Below are 14,233 nucleotides of genomic sequence, written 5' to 3'. Positions count from 1 at the left end.
TGTCGGACGCCGCCCACGCTCAGCCCTCCTGGGCTGGAGTGAATGCTCTCAGCCATCAGTTCCAGAAGTACTGCCACGCGCACTCCAGGTTGACCGACTCTCCGGGCTCAAGTTCAACAGTCCAGTCGATGCGTGAAGCGCTGTTGAGTCGGCTCCACCACCAGGGCCATCCATACCAGCGCCACCATGCAAACGAGGGCTGGTCCCAGTCCATACCAGTGAAGAAGTTGATCCCCTCGATCGTGCCGTTCGCATTGGCTTCGGTCGCCTTGCCGAGGACGAACTTGCGGACTTCGATCTTCACCGCCTTGGTCTTGTAGTTCGTCAGATTCGCACTGCCTGTGAGTTCGACGCGGGCATACGTGTTGCCGTTCCACCGAAGCCCGTCATGCTCGCGCTGGGCTTCTCGCTCACTCGATTCGACGCGGATGTCGACTGCGCTGGTGACTTCGAGATCGACGCGGGCGGTCCTGGCGGTGTAGCGCAGCATGCCCTGCGCCAGCGGCTGTCCGTCGCGGATAATCAGGGCTGGCGCAGTGGTGAACGGATGCTCCGAAGCGTTGGTCAGGCGCAGCACATGCCTGGCAGTGGGGCGGTCGAGCATGCGCGCGATCTCGCGCTGCTGATCGGTGCCGAAGTTTTGCCACATGTCCGATGGCGGCGCGATAGGAAGCGTGAGTGTGTACACCGATTCATACGGCACTTCCGCTACAGCCAGAGGCACGAACAGCCGCTCGCCCCTCTTGAGCGTCACATTGCTGACGTTGAAGATGTACAGATCCTCCGCCTGATCTGTGCTTCCAACCTCGACATTGCTCCCTTGCTGGCCCATCGAGTTGTTGTCTCGATAGCCGCGACTGTCGCTCATGCGGGCTGTCTGCGACATGAGAGCATTGCTCAGCGCCGCGCCGGTCATCGACGACGCTCTGTCAAAATACTGGCCGAGCTGCGCAACCTGCTCCTGAAGCGACATCGGATCGAGTGTGTGCTCGAACATGAAACTCGGGACACCGATCACCAGATTCGCCTTGACGTTGTCCAGATCCATCAGTTCGTTGACCAGCGTGGCGCTCAACTCGATGATCGCACGATCATCGCTCGTCAGGGTCACGCGGTATGACGGAATCCAGCGCAGTCCTCTTTCGATATACATGAGTCCTACTTCGGCTTCGTTGGCAGGTGCATGGCCTTCCCACGAAAGGTCGATCGTCATCACGTCCTTGGTGAAGGTCTGCTCGTCCTTGCGGTTGAGTATTGATTCATCATGAAACTCTGCACGCCGAACATCCGCCAGATTGATCGCCACTGCCGACTCGCCGCTGAGCATCGCCATTGCGCCGGAGACTCGCTTGAGCGTCCCGCGTGCGATGCCGCCGTCATGGAGCACGAGTGTGACATCCGTACCGACCGCGAGCCTGATCAGATGATGCAGGTTCTGCGGATCGATTTCGTTTATCTCGTCGACCTTGCCGACCTTAACGCTCGACATCTTCACCCCCGATGTCGCCGAGTAGGCCCAGAATGTCCCGAGGATTGGTCTGGGCAACTCTTCAATCTCAACATCCCCTTGCGCGTTCACCGGCATCAAGCCCTGCCGGAGCACCATCGCATGCCCATCCTTGAAGATCGTCACCTCGCGCACCGGCAGATCGGCCGATGCAAGCCCCGCACACGCCGCAAGCAAGAAAGTACCGCGCATACCTCCGAACATTGAAAACTCCTTTCGGGGATCAATCCCACGCTCATTGATACCACATTCATCGGCTATGCGGTTGTCACTGACATGCAACGTTGCGCGTGACATGCTGGTGACATATCCGCAAGTAGACCTGAGCTTCGATGCTCAGCAGCGCGTCACGCCGACCAGATCAGCCAGTCAGGCAGTTCGCGAGGCCTGCCATCCGCGCCGACACACGCCAGTTCGCTCGATCCGATCGTGCACACGCCGTCGAGAGGCACTGCGGGATCCGTGCGATCGGGCTCGACGCCGAGGCGTTCAATCAGCACGATCTCATACTCATGCCGTATCTTGATGCGGCTGCCGCCCACGACCCGCGCGCGAATCTCGACTTGATCGTCATATCGAATCGGCCTGCGGTAACGCAGCTCGAGTTTTGTCACCACAAGAAACGCGCCGCTGCGCTCCATATGTGCGTACGTCACGCCAACCCCGCGCAGCAGTTCGGTCCGCGCCATCTCCAGCCACGGTACATAACTGGCATGATGCGCCACGCCCATCGGGTCACACTCGCAATATCGCACGCGCACGATCGTCGAGCCGCTGGTCGGAACATCGCGCGTCGGCTGCATCAATCGCTCTCCATCCGCCATCGAAATTCCTTGCCAGCCCAGCCGAACTCAGCGCCCCCAGAACTCGCGCCACACATCGCCCGGGCGGATCTGCGCAATGCGGCCGCGCAGCTCGGCGTCAATCTCTTCAAAACTCCCGAGCTGCACCGGTGACGACAGCACCACAGGCTCGGGTCCGGCACGCATCAGCCCCAGGCTGCCGTCGCCACTGACCGTCACAACCCAACGTCCCTCGTCGAGGCTGCGATACACCGCCTTGCCATACAGCGCGTGATCCTGCTCCCAGTCGATCTCAGCCAGCGCGGGGTCGATCAGCACGCCTCGCGCCGGAGGCGTCAGCACATCGAAAACGCGCCGGATCCACAATCGTCCGTCCACAATCGCGTAATCGACAAAAATCTCCCGCTTCGGGTCGTATGGCGTGGCAATCTCCTCGATCACGCCCCCAGCGTTGCGGATGCGAACGCTCAACTTGCCCTCGCGCACAATCAGTTCGGTCACCGCGGTTCGTTTCACCGCCTCGTTGTAGGTGCTGCGCAGCGTTTCGTATTCGCTGGCGAGGTTTTCGAGTCTGGCGCGATAGACACTCTCCGCCAGATCCGCACGCAACAACTGATAGCCCAGCAGCGACGCGCCCAGACCGAGCAGCGCTACCGAGCCGTATCCCAACACAGCCTTCACTCCCGCCATGACACACCTGCTCCTGTCGCCTATATCCATTCAACACCTTCTACACGTTCATCGGCCCACCTGTTCACACCGCTTCACACCCATGCACGAACCGAACAAGCAAGCCCCAAACGGATCGGCAGGAATAAATACCTGTTGTCACGAATAGTTGTGCCCCCTGAGTGCGTTTGCCTCTCTATGCTCCTCGGGTCGAGGCAAGCGCACACGAGTGCGTCTGCCCGGCCCACATACGTCACACAGCCTCAACCGGAGTTCATCACATGAGTCTGATTCAAAACGTCTCGATCGTCACGCTCGGCCTCGGTTCAGTCATCGCCCTCGGAGCCATGGGTTCGCGTCTCACGACCGAAGCCCCCGCCCTTGCCTCGGCCGTCGCGCCCGCAGCCGCCGATGCCTACACCGTCGATCCGGTGCACTCGGCCGTCGTGTTTCGCATCAAGCACGCGGGCATCGCAAACTTCTGGGGCCGATTCAACGATCTCTCTGGCACGTTCAGCGTCGACGAATCAGGCCCCGTCGCAACCTCGTTCGCGTTCACAATCAAGAACGACTCGGTCGACACCGCCAACACCAATCGCGACAACCACCTGCGCAACCCCGACTTCTTCTCCACCAAGCAGTTCGAGACCACAACCTTCAAGGGTACATCCATCTCAAAGCGCGAAGGCAACATCTACGAACTCACCGGCAATCTCACGCTCCATGGCGAGACCAAACCCGTCACGGCCACGCTCGAGTGGTTCGGCACCGGCTCGGCTCAAGGCACACCCATCGCCGCTTTCGAAGCCACCTTCGACTTCAAGCGCTCCGACTTCGGCATGACCAAATACCTCGCGCCCGATCTGAGCAACTCGGGCGGCCTGGGCAACGATGTCCGCATCATTGTCGCCGTCGAAGCCAAGAAGCAATAAGACGCGATGGATCCGACCGCCATCATCTGGCTCGGCCCGGTCCCCGGCGCGATGGCGCTTGTGGTGCTCCTGCTGGCCTCGCTGTTTGTCGCTCCGCGCAGTGAGAATGGCACGTCGGCGATGTCTGGGCGACTCGCCTGGCTGCTGGCGGCGATGGCGGTCGGTCTTGCCTACCTCCCCGCCGATTTTTCCATCAACAACTTCCCCGGATGGTGGCCCAAGGATGCCACCCTTCGCTTTGGGCACATCGCTGCCGTTTCAACCGTCGCGCTCGGGCTGGCCGCGCTGGTCCGCTCGCGGCTGCTCATCGCGATCGTCACCGGGCTGCTGACGGCCGCGGCGCTGTGGGCGGTGCTCAACACGCTGCACCCTCGTTTCATCTCCACGCCGTCGTTCATAGTTCATCTGGCGCTTGGCGCTCTGATCTCAGCCGCTGCGATGCTCGCTCCACGCGTCGAAGCCTCGGGCGCTCGCTTCACCACGCCCGCATCACTGCTGATCGGGTCTGTGTTTGCCGGCCCCATCCTGTTTCTCGCCCACCAGGCGTCCTTCGCGCAGCAGACCGGCCCGCTAGTCGCCGCGATGAGCGCCTGGCTGATCGTCGGTTTCCTTCGTCGTTCCCGCCCGGTTCCCGAGTGCGTGATGGGCACCTTTGTCGTGCTGCTCATCGCGATCATGGTCGCAGGCCATCACCATTCCTACACCCCCGTCCACGCTGCCGCCACACTTGTCATCGCGCTTATCCCGCTGACACCCGCAGCAACTCGACTGCCGATCAAGCGGGCTCGGCTCCGGGCCCTGCTCCCGCTCGCGCTCAGCCTCATGCTCGGCATCGCCGGGCTTGTCATCGCGCTCCTGACTTCTGCGCCCTCGACCCCGAGCGGTTATTGAGCTACGCGCGCCTGCCGCCGGCTGCCGTACACACTACGATGCTCATCATGTCTGGCTCGCGATTAACCGTCGATGCCGTCATCATCACCTCCCGCGCGTCCTCGGTCCTGCTTCGTCCGCCACTCGAAGCCGACCGCGCCGCCTTCATCGCCCTGCGCCGCCGCAGCCGTCACTTCCTCGAACCCTGGGAGCCCAGGCCCCCTTCACACATCGACTTCTTCTCCGATTCCGGCTTCGACCTCGAGCTGGCCCTCTCGGTCGGCCAGCGCGATCGGCGTTACCTGATCTGCCGCAAGTACGACGGCGCGATCGTCGGCCGCCTGAGCATCGGCGGCATCGAGCGCGGCGTCCAGCAATCGTGCCACTTCGGCTACAGGATCGGCCACGAGTTCATCCGCAACGGCTACGCCACCCAGGCAGTGCGCCTGGCGCTGCGCCATGTCTTCAGGGATCTGCGCCTGCATCGCGCCGAGGCCAATCTCCAGCCGCACAACGAGGCCTCGCGCGGCGTCGCCAGGGCAGCGGGCATGCAACTCGAAGGCCTCTCGCCCCGATTCCTCAAGATCCGGGGCCAGTGGCGCGATCACGAACGCTGGGCCATCACCATCGAGGCCTGGCGCCAGCTGCAACCCCCCGTCCGCGCCACCCGCTGAGAGGTCGCAACCTCAGCAAAGGGCGCACACGTCTCAATCGCACCACCGGCAAGCCCCCTCTTGACTTACCCGCCAATCCCGCCAATACTTGCACAATGACGCCAGTAACCCAGAAAAACCAGCGCCCGACTTCCCCGCGACAGGCCTCTCGCCGCCGAGCACCCGTCGATCGCGTGCTCAACCCCGAGGTCTTCAAGGCCCTGGCCGACCCGACTCGCCTCTCGCTGCTTTCGTGCCTGGTCAAATGCGGACGCCCCTGCTCGGTCACCGAGATTGCCGCCTGCTGCTCGGTCGACTTTTCCGTCATCAACCGCCATCTTGCCCATCTGGCCCGGGCGGGCCTGCTCACCGCCACCAAGCAGGGCCGAACCGTCTGGTACGCCGCTGCTCAACCCTCGCTGGCCGATCTCCTGCGCAACATGGCCGACGCGGTCGATGCCTCCCAACCCTGCAGCACGGCCGTGTGCTGCACCACGGAGAAACGCCCATGAACTCCCGTCCGCGCGTCCTGTTTCTCTGCACCGGCAACTCCTGCCGCAGCCAGATGGCTGAAGGCTTCGCGAGCACCACCCAATGACCCGCATTCTCACCACCGTCGCCCTCCTCTTCGGCTCCAACATCTTCATGACCTGGGCGTGGTATGGCCACCTCAAGAAAGCCGCGTGGTCGATCCCGCTCGCCATCGCCGTCTCGTGGATGATCGCGCTGCCCGAATACATGCTCCAGGTCCCCGCCAACCGCATCGGGCACGTCTCGCAGGGCGGGCCGTTCTCTGCGGCGCAGCTCAAGGTGCTTCAGGAAGCCATCACGCTCACGGTCTTCATCGGCTTCGCGATCCTGATCCTCAAGGAAAAGCCACGCGTCAACGAATACATCGCCTTCGCGCTCATCTTCGCCGGCGTCGCCGTCGCCATGATCGGCCGCCGCGAAGAGCCCAGGCAAGGCCAGATCATCGAAGCCCCGGCCGCGTTCATGGTCCCCGCCATCGAACCCGCCGCGAGCGACTCAACCATTCAATCACAAGGAGTTTCATCATGACCACCGAGTCTTCCTGCTGCTCGGATCCCGTCTCCTGCTGCCAGGGCGAGACCCGCCAGGCTCACGTTCCGGCCGCTGGCGCGCCGGTCCAGTCCTCAGCACAAAGCGAAACCATCCGCCAGGCTGTCCGCGAGGGCTACGCCAAGATCGCCACCTCGGCCACCGCCCCCGCCCCGGGCTCCTGTGGCTGCGGCCCTGCATGCTGCACCGTCGGCAGCCCCGGCATCGCCGAGCACGTCGGCTACTCCGATACCGATCTGGCAACCCTGCCCGAAGGCACCGACATGGGCCTTTCCTGCGGCAACCCCACCGCTCTGGCCTCGCTCAAGCCCGGCGAAGTCGTCGTCGATCTCGGCAGCGGCGGCGGCATGGACATCTTTCTCGCCGGGCCACGCGTCGGGCCTGCCGGCCGCGCGATCGGCGTCGATATGACGCCCGAAATGATCGCCAAGTCCCGCAAGGCCATCGCCGCCTACCGCAAGCATCACAACCTCGACAACGTCGAGTTCCGCCTCGGCGAGATCGAGCACCTCCCCCTGGCCGACGCTTCAGCCGACGTCGTCATCTCCAACTGCGTCATCAATCTCTCCCCCGACAAGCAATCGGTCTGGAACGAAATCGCCCGCGTCCTCAAGCCCGGCGGCCGCGTCGCCATCTCCGACCTGATCCTCTACAAGCCGCTCCCGCGCGACGTCGTCGAACACATCGAATCGTGGATCGGCTGCGTCGCGGGCGCCAGCACGATCGAAGAGATCCGCGCTCTGGCCGCCAAGGCCGGCCTGTCGAGCCTCGCCATCGCCACCAAGCCAGAGTACGTCGCCGCGCTCGAAAACGTGCAGGACCCCCTCTTTGCCCGCATCGCCGCTCTCCTGCCGCAAGGCGCCACCCTGGCCGACTATGTCACCAGCGCCGATATCACCGCCATGAAGCCGCAGCCGTAAGCGCGATCGACTGTGAAAGATCAATGAAGAACGCATGAAGAAGCGCACGCACCCCTCGCGCTTCCTTCAATCTCCCTCGTTCCCGTTCGCATCGATCCACCGGAGAACCGCATGTTCCGTCAAGGTCTTGTCGTCCTGCTCGCGCTCTTCATCACCTCCGCCGCCCGCGCCCAGCCCCTGGGCAGCGTCATCTTCATCCACCCCGACGGCACCAGCGCCGCCAGCTGGGCCGCCGCCCGCGCCCTCTACGTCGGGCCCGACAGCGATCTCAACTGGGACCGCCTCCCCGCGATCGCTCTCTATCGCGGCCACCTGCGCAACAGCCTCAGCGCCACGAGCAACTCGGGCGCCACCAGCCACGCCTTTGGCATCAAGGCCGACGCCGACGCCTTCGGCCGCACCGCCGGGGGCGAACGCGGCGAACCCATCGTCGATGAGCACGGCCACTCGCTCAGCGTTGCCCACCAGGCACTGCGCGCCGGGCTGGCCGTCGGCCTGGTCCAGACCGGCATCGCCGCAGAACCCGGCACCGCTGTCTTCGTAGCGCCCAACCAGAGCCGAAACAACTACGACGACATCACCGCCGATCTCGTCCACTCCGGCGCAGCCGTTCTCTTCAGCGGCGGCGAGAAGCATTTTCTCCCCGAAGGCCAATCCGGCGTCCACGGCCCCGGCCGGCGCAGCGACGGCCGCGACCTCTACGCCGAAGCGCGCGACCTGGGCTACACCGTCATCTTCACGCGCGACCAGCTGCTCAGCCTGCCGTCCGACACGGCCCGCGTCCTGGGCGTCTTCGCCCACGACTCGACCTTCAACGATCGCTCCGAAGAATCGCTGGCCCAGCGGGGCCTGCCGTTGTTCGTCGAAGGCTCACCCACCGTGGCCGAGATGACCCACGCTGCCCTCAAGGTGCTCGACAACGCCAACACCCGCTTCCTGCTGGTCGTCGAAGAAGAAGCCACCGACAACTTCGGCAACAACAACAACGCTGCCGGCGTGCTCGAAAGCCTCCGCCGCGCCGACGAAGCCATCGGCGTCGCGCAGCGTTACCTCGCGCACAACCCCGAGACGCTCCTGCTCACCGCTTCCGACTCCGATGCCGGGGGCATGCGCATGATCGGCATCCCCGTCAACCCCGATGGCTCGTTCCTCGAGATCCTCCCCGAGCGCGACCGCAACGGGTCTCCCCTCGACGGCATCGCCGGCACCGCCTCGGCCCCGTTCCTGGCCGCACCCGACCAGTTCGGCCGCCGCCTTCCCTTCGCCATCGCCTGGGCCAGCGATCAGGACCTGTCAGGCGGCATCCTCGTCCGCGCCGACGGCCTCAACAGCCAGCGCGTGCGCGGCTCAATAGACAACACCGACATCCCCCGCCTGATGCGCCTGACGCTCTTTGGTCATGCCGAAGGACCGGTCCGTGAGTAACACATCGGACTCGGCCAGCATCGCCGCGCGGACCCGATCCATGCCGGGTGCCGTGGCCATGGCTCTGCATGGCCACGATCAGTGACCCAGACCGCCCACTCCCCACTCCGCGACCCTGCGGCGGGTACCACCAACCGCAACCGTCGATGCATACCACCCGTGCCACCGACCACGGCTTTGAGTGGTCGGTGTGCCTTGGTTCCTTTTCCAACCGAACCACCGTCCGGGTGGCACCAAAGCCCGGTCGCACGGGCGCTGTCGGTGGCACGCGGATATGGATCAACCTCCATGGCCGGTGCCGCCCCGCCTGTAAGAACCCACAGGACCAAAGCTGACACTTGAGATCTTGTTGCTAAACTTGGCCGGTTGAGGCGTCGTTTTTATGACTCGCTCCCAATGCGCTGATTCTCTCAGAGGTTGTAACTCCTGCTGTGACTCAATCATGTCATAGCCTCCAGCTTCTATCGAAAGAATCAGCATTTCAGCAGCTTCTGGCAAACGCGAACGCTTGCACAAAACGCAGGCAAGTTCCATAGCACAGTACTTGATAACATCAGGATCGTTCTTCGCGAACCCCAACGCTTTTCTGAGGATATGTTCTGCTTCAGCAGTTGTTAAATCAGTATCGCGCTGACTCAATGCAGCAGCTTGCATGAGCATCACAATCGGATCATTAAGATATTGCCGACGCATCTGGATAGCATTTTTTAACAAAAGATTGGGAAAAGTACTCGAAATCAGTAAAAGCATATGTCGGGCATAACCCAAGTGACGACGATCGGCGATCGGCAGTACCCCCATGTTGTCACGGCATACTTGAATATCATGTTCTATAACTAATCGTAGGTCTGGAGTGTTGTCAAATTCAGCAAGAAGAACCTTTGTTGGTTCTAGTAAAATTCGGCAAATTTGTCTAAATATTGTCGCCTGGAGAGAGAGGCCAAATAATTCAACTCGAATGCCACCGCAATCGAGAAGATTGGCCAGGCCCATATCCTGATTCGCATCATCGTGCGCAGATCCGAGTTGCTCAGCCCATGCGTGTATAAATTGTCGATTAGTTAGTGTAACACCAGAAAAGTATCCAGCATCAAGATCCAAGTACTGATCTAAAGTTATCCTCACGGCTGTGCCTGGTTTTCCTAAGTTCGTCCGTAGAAAATTCCCAAGCCGCATCGAGATCACGAACTCGCGTTTGTGAATTTTGCATAATCGCGGGATGAGAGCATTATTTTTACCGTAATTGCTAAAAAGCAATCGAAGTTTGCCGGCAACCTCGCCGAGGTACCGATCGTCCGAAGATGGCCCTAGCGCTCGGGCTGCAAAATCCTCCAGAAGCGACAGATGAGTCTTTGCCGATTCAATCTGAGAATGCCAAAATCTGCGAATCCGAAGACTTTTGGTTTTTTTCTTTGAAATCGTGATGCTCCTTATTCACCGTTACATTAGTTAGAATGTAATGGAAGAAAGTCTCCACTGATCTCTGTCTATCACACGTCAGGGTAGCACCGCCCACCACTCGTACCACGCTCAACGTGCCACCAACCACGACCCGGCGTACAGACCGGAGCGGTCGGTGCTCCTGAACACGATGCCACGGATTGCCGAAACAAACCGATCGCGACCACCCGCCGCGACCACAACCATACCCAATGGCTCGCGCTGCCCCAGTCATCGCCGATGATGCGCCGGACGCTGAACATGCTGTCAGACAGTGTACACGAAATGTCGCCGAGCAACAACGCGCCGTCGCCGATGCGTACTGCCCGCGATGCCACAAGATTGCCTCTCGCCGCACGCACCTTCCCCCTCTTGCCCCTTCCCCCTCACCCCTCACCCCTCAACCCTCTCACCCCTCAACCACCCGCCAGGGAAACCCCGCCGGCACCACCTCCGCCCGACCCTGCAACCACCCCACCAGAAACTCCAGCGCATCGACCACCCGTGGCCCCGGTCGGCTGAACATCGCGCTCCCATCCACCGCCGCCACACGCCCGTTCCGCGCCGCAGGCAGATTCCGGAACCACTCCTGCCGCCACAGCGCCCGCGTCGCCTCGGCCGCACGCTCCAGCCCATACCCGCACGGCGACACAACCACAAACTCAGGCCCCACCGCCGCAAAGACCTCCGGACTCACCATGACCGCTGGCCCCGCGAGCCTCTGGGCCTGCTGAGGCCCGCTCGCCGCGCCGTCGGCTTCTCGCCGCACCGTCTCATTGAGCGGGTGCCGCCCCCCCGCCCGCTCGATGAGCTGCACATTCCAGTCCCCGGCCACACAGAGCGGATCGGTCCACCCGAGAAACCCCACCACCGGCCGGTACGGGTCAAACGCCGTCACCCGGTCCATCGCCTCGAACAACCTGCCCCGCAGCCGCGCCACCACCGCACCCGCCGCCGTCTCACGCCCGCACGCCGCCCCCACCCGCAGCACATCATCGAGCATGTCCTCGATCGAGCGCGGGCCCAACCGCACCACCGCAGCGCGGCTTCCCAGCGCCTCGAGCGCGGCCTGCACGCTTTGGGCTTCCAGAGCCACATCGCCGCCCGCGCCGGGCAACAGGACCACATCGGGCTTGAGATCCACCAGTTGTTGTGTATCGAGCGTGTAAAGACCCGCTGGACGTGCAACAAAGCCGCCGACCTGTTCGTCAGTCTCGCAGAAGCCCGTATCGACACCGATGGGCTGTCCCGTCAGTGTCGGCACGGTCAAGACCCCAGGCGGATGGTCGCACGCATGGCTCCGACCCACCAGCGACCCACAAAGGCCAAGTTGGCCCACGATTTCTGTTCCCGATGGCACCAGCGATACGATGCGCATTGAATAGTCCTTGATTGCGTCCAGGCTGCCGCACCCCGCGGCCCCACGAACCCGGAGGTCCACACGCGTGCTGCACGATTCCCCGCTTCTCGCCCGACACCTCAAGGTTATTGCGCTCGTCGCCTGCTGCGGAGCAGCCACGCCCCTGGCCAGCGCCCGCCAGAACGAAACCCAGGGCATCCGCGTCACCCCCCGCGCGCTCGCCCAGCCCGCTGCGACCGACAACGGAGTCCAGGAAGCCGCCGCCGCCGATGAGCCCGCCCTGCCCCCGGGCGATCCGGCCTCCGACGCCGTCTCCTTCGCCGCCTTCAGCGAGCCCGTCGAACTGACCACGCTCGTCGATTATGTCGGCAGCACGCTGGGCATCAACATCGTCATCAAGGGCACGCTCACCGGCTCGGTCATGTTCAACGCGCCTGTCGAGGTGCCCAAACGCGACCTGCTCGACCTCCTCGACGCCCTGCTCGAGCAGTACGACGCCTCGATCACCCAGGACGCCAGCGGCATCTACACCGTCCAGGCACGCGCCGAAACACCCATCAACTTCTCCACCGAACGCGCCACCAGCAAGGTCATCGACACCGCGGGCCTGCGCCCCAGCGGCCTGACCGACGCGCTCAACGCAGTCCTCCCGCGCGCAGCCGGCGGAGGCGCTCCGGCCGCCTCGACGATCGCCTACATCGACGAACTGGGCGTGATCGTGATGACCGGCACCTCGCGCGATATCCGCCGCGTCGAGACGCTCATCGCAGAACTGCGCGATCGGTATCTCCAGGCCCACTTCACTCGCATCGAACTGGCCCACATCGCCGCCCCCGTCGCGCGCGAACGCGTCATCCAGCTCGCAGGCTCAGGCACAGGCCAGACGACACGCGTCACGCCCCAGCAGCCTCAAGGCCGCGCCCAGCAGCAGCAACAGCAGCAACAACAGGCCGGCGCCTCGGGCAGCGCGCTCGACAACATCGCCGATCGCCTCACCGTCGATGCCCAGGACAACGCCCTCATCTTCCGAGGCAACGACACCGAACTCTCCCAGGTCATCGACGTCATCCGCGTCATCGACGTGCCCAACCGCATGGAGCGACGCCAGTACTTCGCCGGCACCGCCGTCCGACAGATCGCCGACCTCGCCAAGCAGCGCGCTCTGGGCGAGGTCATCGTGCTCACCGATCCGACCACCGACCTGAGCAATCAGTTCCGCGTCCAGTTCCCCCAGCAGCAGGGCCAGCAGACACAGCAGACTACGACCGCCGTCGGCGGACCCGTCATGATCGTCGATGAACGCCGCCAGTCCATCATTTACTACGGCACAATCGCCCAGCAGGCCGAACTGGCCGACTGGATCAAACTCCTCGATGTCGGCGAAGACGCCATCACACTCGAATATTACAAACTCGCCAACGCACAGGCCGTCGCCGTCGCCGAGATCATCCAGGGCCTCATCAGCGGCCAGTCGCTCACCGGCACATCGCCCCTCCTGCCCGGCGCACAGCAGGGATTTCAACAGAACTTCGCGCAGACGCAGTTCACACGCGCCGTCGGCGACGACGCTGGCTTCGCCCCCGACCCCACACGCGTCTTTGTCATCGCCGACGAAGCCAACAATCAGGTCATCGTCAAGGCGCCCAAGAAGCAACAGGACGAGTTTCGCAAACTCGTCGGCCGACTCGACCTCCGCAGGCCGCAAGTCTACATCGAAGCCACCATCGTCAGCGTCTCCGATACCAAGGACTTCCGCCTTGCCTTCGAGGGCCAACTCTCCGCAGGCCAGTACCAGGCCCAGACCAACTTCGGCCTCACCACACCCGGCGCCACCTTCCAGGATCCACGCAACGTCGCGCCCAACCTGGCAGGCTTCACCAGCGCGCTCATCCGCTCCGACTCGGTCCCCTTCGTCATCAACGCCATTCAGACCAACACCGACTCGCGCATTCTCTCTTCGCCCCAACTTCTCGTCAACGACAACGAACAGGCCGAGATCATCGCCATCGATCAGCAGCCCACCACCACCACAAGCCAGGGCGACAACACGACCATCACCTCCTTTGGCGGCTATGAAGACGCGGGCACAACGCTCTCCGTCACGCCCACCATCTCCGAAGCCGGTTATATCCGTCTCGACTACGCCGTCACCCTTTCATCCTTCACCGCCTCGTCAAGCGGCGACGGCATCCCACCACCCAAGACCGACAACTCCGTCTCAGGCATCGCCACGATTCCCACCGACGCCACCATCGTCGTTGGCGGCATCACCGTCAAGAACAATCGCAACACGATCGTCAAAATCCCGCTGCTGGGCGATATTCCGCTCATCGGCCACCTCTTCCGCGACACCAACAAGGACACAGCCAACTCCGTCCTCTACATCTTCATCACCCCACGCATCATGACCGATCCGACCTTTGCCGATCTGCGCCTCCTCAGCCGAGGACCGCAGGCCGAAGTCAAGTTCGACGTCGATCTCCCGCCGCTTCAGCCCAAGCGCATCGAGCGTTCAACTCCCCCAGCCGCTCTCCCCGCCATCCGCAACGAAGACGAAGACGACGCCTGACCCAT

The 14,233-nt window shown here is 63.1% G+C and carries 14 protein-coding genes; 9 read left to right on the top strand and 5 right to left on the bottom strand.

Going from position 1 to position 14,233, the window contains the following annotated elements:
• Positions 1 to 55 precede the first annotated feature (55 nt).
• The 3 genes from KF757_05160 to KF757_05150 form a co-directional block, all read right to left on the bottom strand.
• Complete coding sequence (locus KF757_05160) at positions 56 to 1,699, bottom strand: hypothetical protein (GenBank protein ID MBX3322359.1); 1,644 nt, start codon at positions 1,697 to 1,699, stop codon at positions 56 to 58.
• Positions 1,700 to 1,854: 155 nt separating this feature from the next.
• Positions 1,855 to 2,331, bottom strand: a complete 477-nt coding sequence (locus KF757_05155; protein MBX3322358.1) for an acyl-CoA thioesterase — start codon at positions 2,329 to 2,331, stop codon at positions 1,855 to 1,857.
• Positions 2,332 to 2,358: 27 nt separating this feature from the next.
• Complete coding sequence (locus tag KF757_05150; protein ID MBX3322357.1) at positions 2,359 to 3,000, bottom strand: hypothetical protein; 642 nt, start codon at positions 2,998 to 3,000, stop codon at positions 2,359 to 2,361.
• A gap of 260 nt (positions 3,001 to 3,260) precedes the next feature.
• On the opposite strand from KF757_05150, the gene KF757_05145 reads away from it, so the two are divergent.
• From KF757_05145 to KF757_05110, 8 genes are all read left to right on the top strand, one after another.
• Positions 3,261 to 3,911, top strand: coding sequence for a YceI family protein (locus tag KF757_05145; GenBank protein MBX3322356.1), 651 nt, complete (start codon positions 3,261 to 3,263; stop codon positions 3,909 to 3,911).
• Between the two features lie 6 nt (positions 3,912 to 3,917).
• On the top strand, positions 3,918 to 4,802 hold the full coding sequence (locus KF757_05140) for a hypothetical protein (protein ID MBX3322355.1): 885 nt from the start codon (positions 3,918 to 3,920) through the stop codon (positions 4,800 to 4,802).
• Positions 4,803 to 4,849: 47 nt separating this feature from the next.
• Positions 4,850 to 5,455, top strand: coding sequence for a GNAT family N-acetyltransferase (locus tag KF757_05135; protein ID MBX3322354.1), 606 nt, complete (start codon positions 4,850 to 4,852; stop codon positions 5,453 to 5,455).
• A gap of 95 nt (positions 5,456 to 5,550) precedes the next feature.
• Positions 5,551 to 5,946 (top strand): helix-turn-helix transcriptional regulator, encoded by a 396-nt coding sequence (locus KF757_05130; protein ID MBX3322353.1) that lies wholly within the window; start codon positions 5,551 to 5,553, stop codon positions 5,944 to 5,946.
• Positions 5,943 to 6,032 carry a hypothetical protein gene (locus KF757_05125; protein MBX3322352.1) on the top strand — a complete coding sequence of 30 codons (90 nt, stop codon included), beginning with the start codon at positions 5,943 to 5,945 and terminating at the stop codon, positions 6,030 to 6,032. Before KF757_05130 ends, KF757_05125 begins: the two co-directional genes overlap by 4 nt.
• A complete protein-coding gene (locus tag KF757_05120) occupies positions 6,029 to 6,493 on the top strand; it encodes a DMT family protein (protein ID MBX3322351.1) in 465 nt (154 codons plus the stop codon). The genes KF757_05125 and KF757_05120 overlap by 4 nt, the downstream gene beginning before the upstream one ends.
• Positions 6,490 to 7,434 carry an arsenite methyltransferase gene (gene arsM, locus KF757_05115; protein MBX3322350.1) on the top strand — a complete coding sequence of 315 codons (945 nt, stop codon included), beginning with the start codon at positions 6,490 to 6,492 and terminating at the stop codon, positions 7,432 to 7,434. The genes KF757_05120 and arsM overlap by 4 nt, the downstream gene beginning before the upstream one ends.
• A 111-nt stretch (positions 7,435 to 7,545) precedes the next feature.
• Positions 7,546 to 8,859, top strand: coding sequence for an alkaline phosphatase (locus KF757_05110; protein MBX3322349.1), 1,314 nt, complete (start codon positions 7,546 to 7,548; stop codon positions 8,857 to 8,859).
• A 279-nt stretch (positions 8,860 to 9,138) separates the two neighbouring features.
• Here the strand turns inward: KF757_05110 and KF757_05105 are convergent, their stop codons facing one another.
• A complete protein-coding gene (locus tag KF757_05105; protein ID MBX3322348.1) occupies positions 9,139 to 9,960 on the bottom strand; it encodes a hypothetical protein in 822 nt (273 codons plus the stop codon).
• Positions 9,961 to 10,708: 748 nt separating this feature from the next.
• Entirely contained in the window at positions 10,709 to 11,677 is a 969-nt protein-coding gene (locus tag KF757_05100; protein MBX3322347.1) for an ABC transporter substrate-binding protein, read from the bottom strand.
• Between the two features lie 67 nt (positions 11,678 to 11,744).
• On the opposite strand from KF757_05100, the gene KF757_05095 reads away from it, so the two are divergent.
• Positions 11,745 to 14,228 carry a hypothetical protein gene (locus KF757_05095; GenBank protein ID MBX3322346.1) on the top strand — a complete coding sequence of 828 codons (2,484 nt, stop codon included), beginning with the start codon at positions 11,745 to 11,747 and terminating at the stop codon, positions 14,226 to 14,228.
• Positions 14,229 to 14,233 lie beyond the last annotated feature (5 nt).

The organism is Phycisphaeraceae bacterium (assembly GCA_019636795.1).
GTDB lineage: Bacteria > Planctomycetota > Phycisphaerae > Phycisphaerales > UBA1924 > JAHBWW01.
The sequence above is the reverse complement of the archived record's forward strand: the minus strand, read 5'-3'. Positions and strand labels throughout refer to the sequence as shown.

What these genes read in the sequence shown, in the direction of transcription:
- KF757_05160 (MBX3322359.1), bottom strand. Translation starts at nt 1,699, where the DNA reads ATGCGCGGTACTTTCTTGCTTGCGGCGTGTGCGGGGCTTGCATCGGCC.
- KF757_05120 (MBX3322351.1), top strand. Translation starts at nt 6,029, where the DNA reads ATGACCCGCATTCTCACCACCGTCGCCCTCCTCTTCGGCTCCAACATC.
- KF757_05100 (MBX3322347.1), bottom strand. Translation starts at nt 11,677, where the DNA reads ATGCGCATCGTATCGCTGGTGCCATCGGGAACAGAAATCGTGGGCCAA.
- KF757_05140 (MBX3322355.1), top strand. Translation starts at nt 3,918, where the DNA reads ATGGATCCGACCGCCATCATCTGGCTCGGCCCGGTCCCCGGCGCGATG.
- KF757_05145 (MBX3322356.1), top strand. Translation starts at nt 3,261, where the DNA reads ATGAGTCTGATTCAAAACGTCTCGATCGTCACGCTCGGCCTCGGTTCA.
- KF757_05130 (MBX3322353.1), top strand. Translation starts at nt 5,551, where the DNA reads ATGACGCCAGTAACCCAGAAAAACCAGCGCCCGACTTCCCCGCGACAG.
- KF757_05155 (MBX3322358.1), bottom strand. Translation starts at nt 2,331, where the DNA reads ATGGCGGATGGAGAGCGATTGATGCAGCCGACGCGCGATGTTCCGACC.
- KF757_05125 (MBX3322352.1), top strand. Translation starts at nt 5,943, where the DNA reads ATGAACTCCCGTCCGCGCGTCCTGTTTCTCTGCACCGGCAACTCCTGC.
- KF757_05135 (MBX3322354.1), top strand. Translation starts at nt 4,850, where the DNA reads ATGTCTGGCTCGCGATTAACCGTCGATGCCGTCATCATCACCTCCCGC.
- arsM (MBX3322350.1), top strand. Translation starts at nt 6,490, where the DNA reads ATGACCACCGAGTCTTCCTGCTGCTCGGATCCCGTCTCCTGCTGCCAG.
- KF757_05150 (MBX3322357.1), bottom strand. Translation starts at nt 3,000, where the DNA reads ATGGCGGGAGTGAAGGCTGTGTTGGGATACGGCTCGGTAGCGCTGCTC.
- KF757_05110 (MBX3322349.1), top strand. Translation starts at nt 7,546, where the DNA reads ATGTTCCGTCAAGGTCTTGTCGTCCTGCTCGCGCTCTTCATCACCTCC.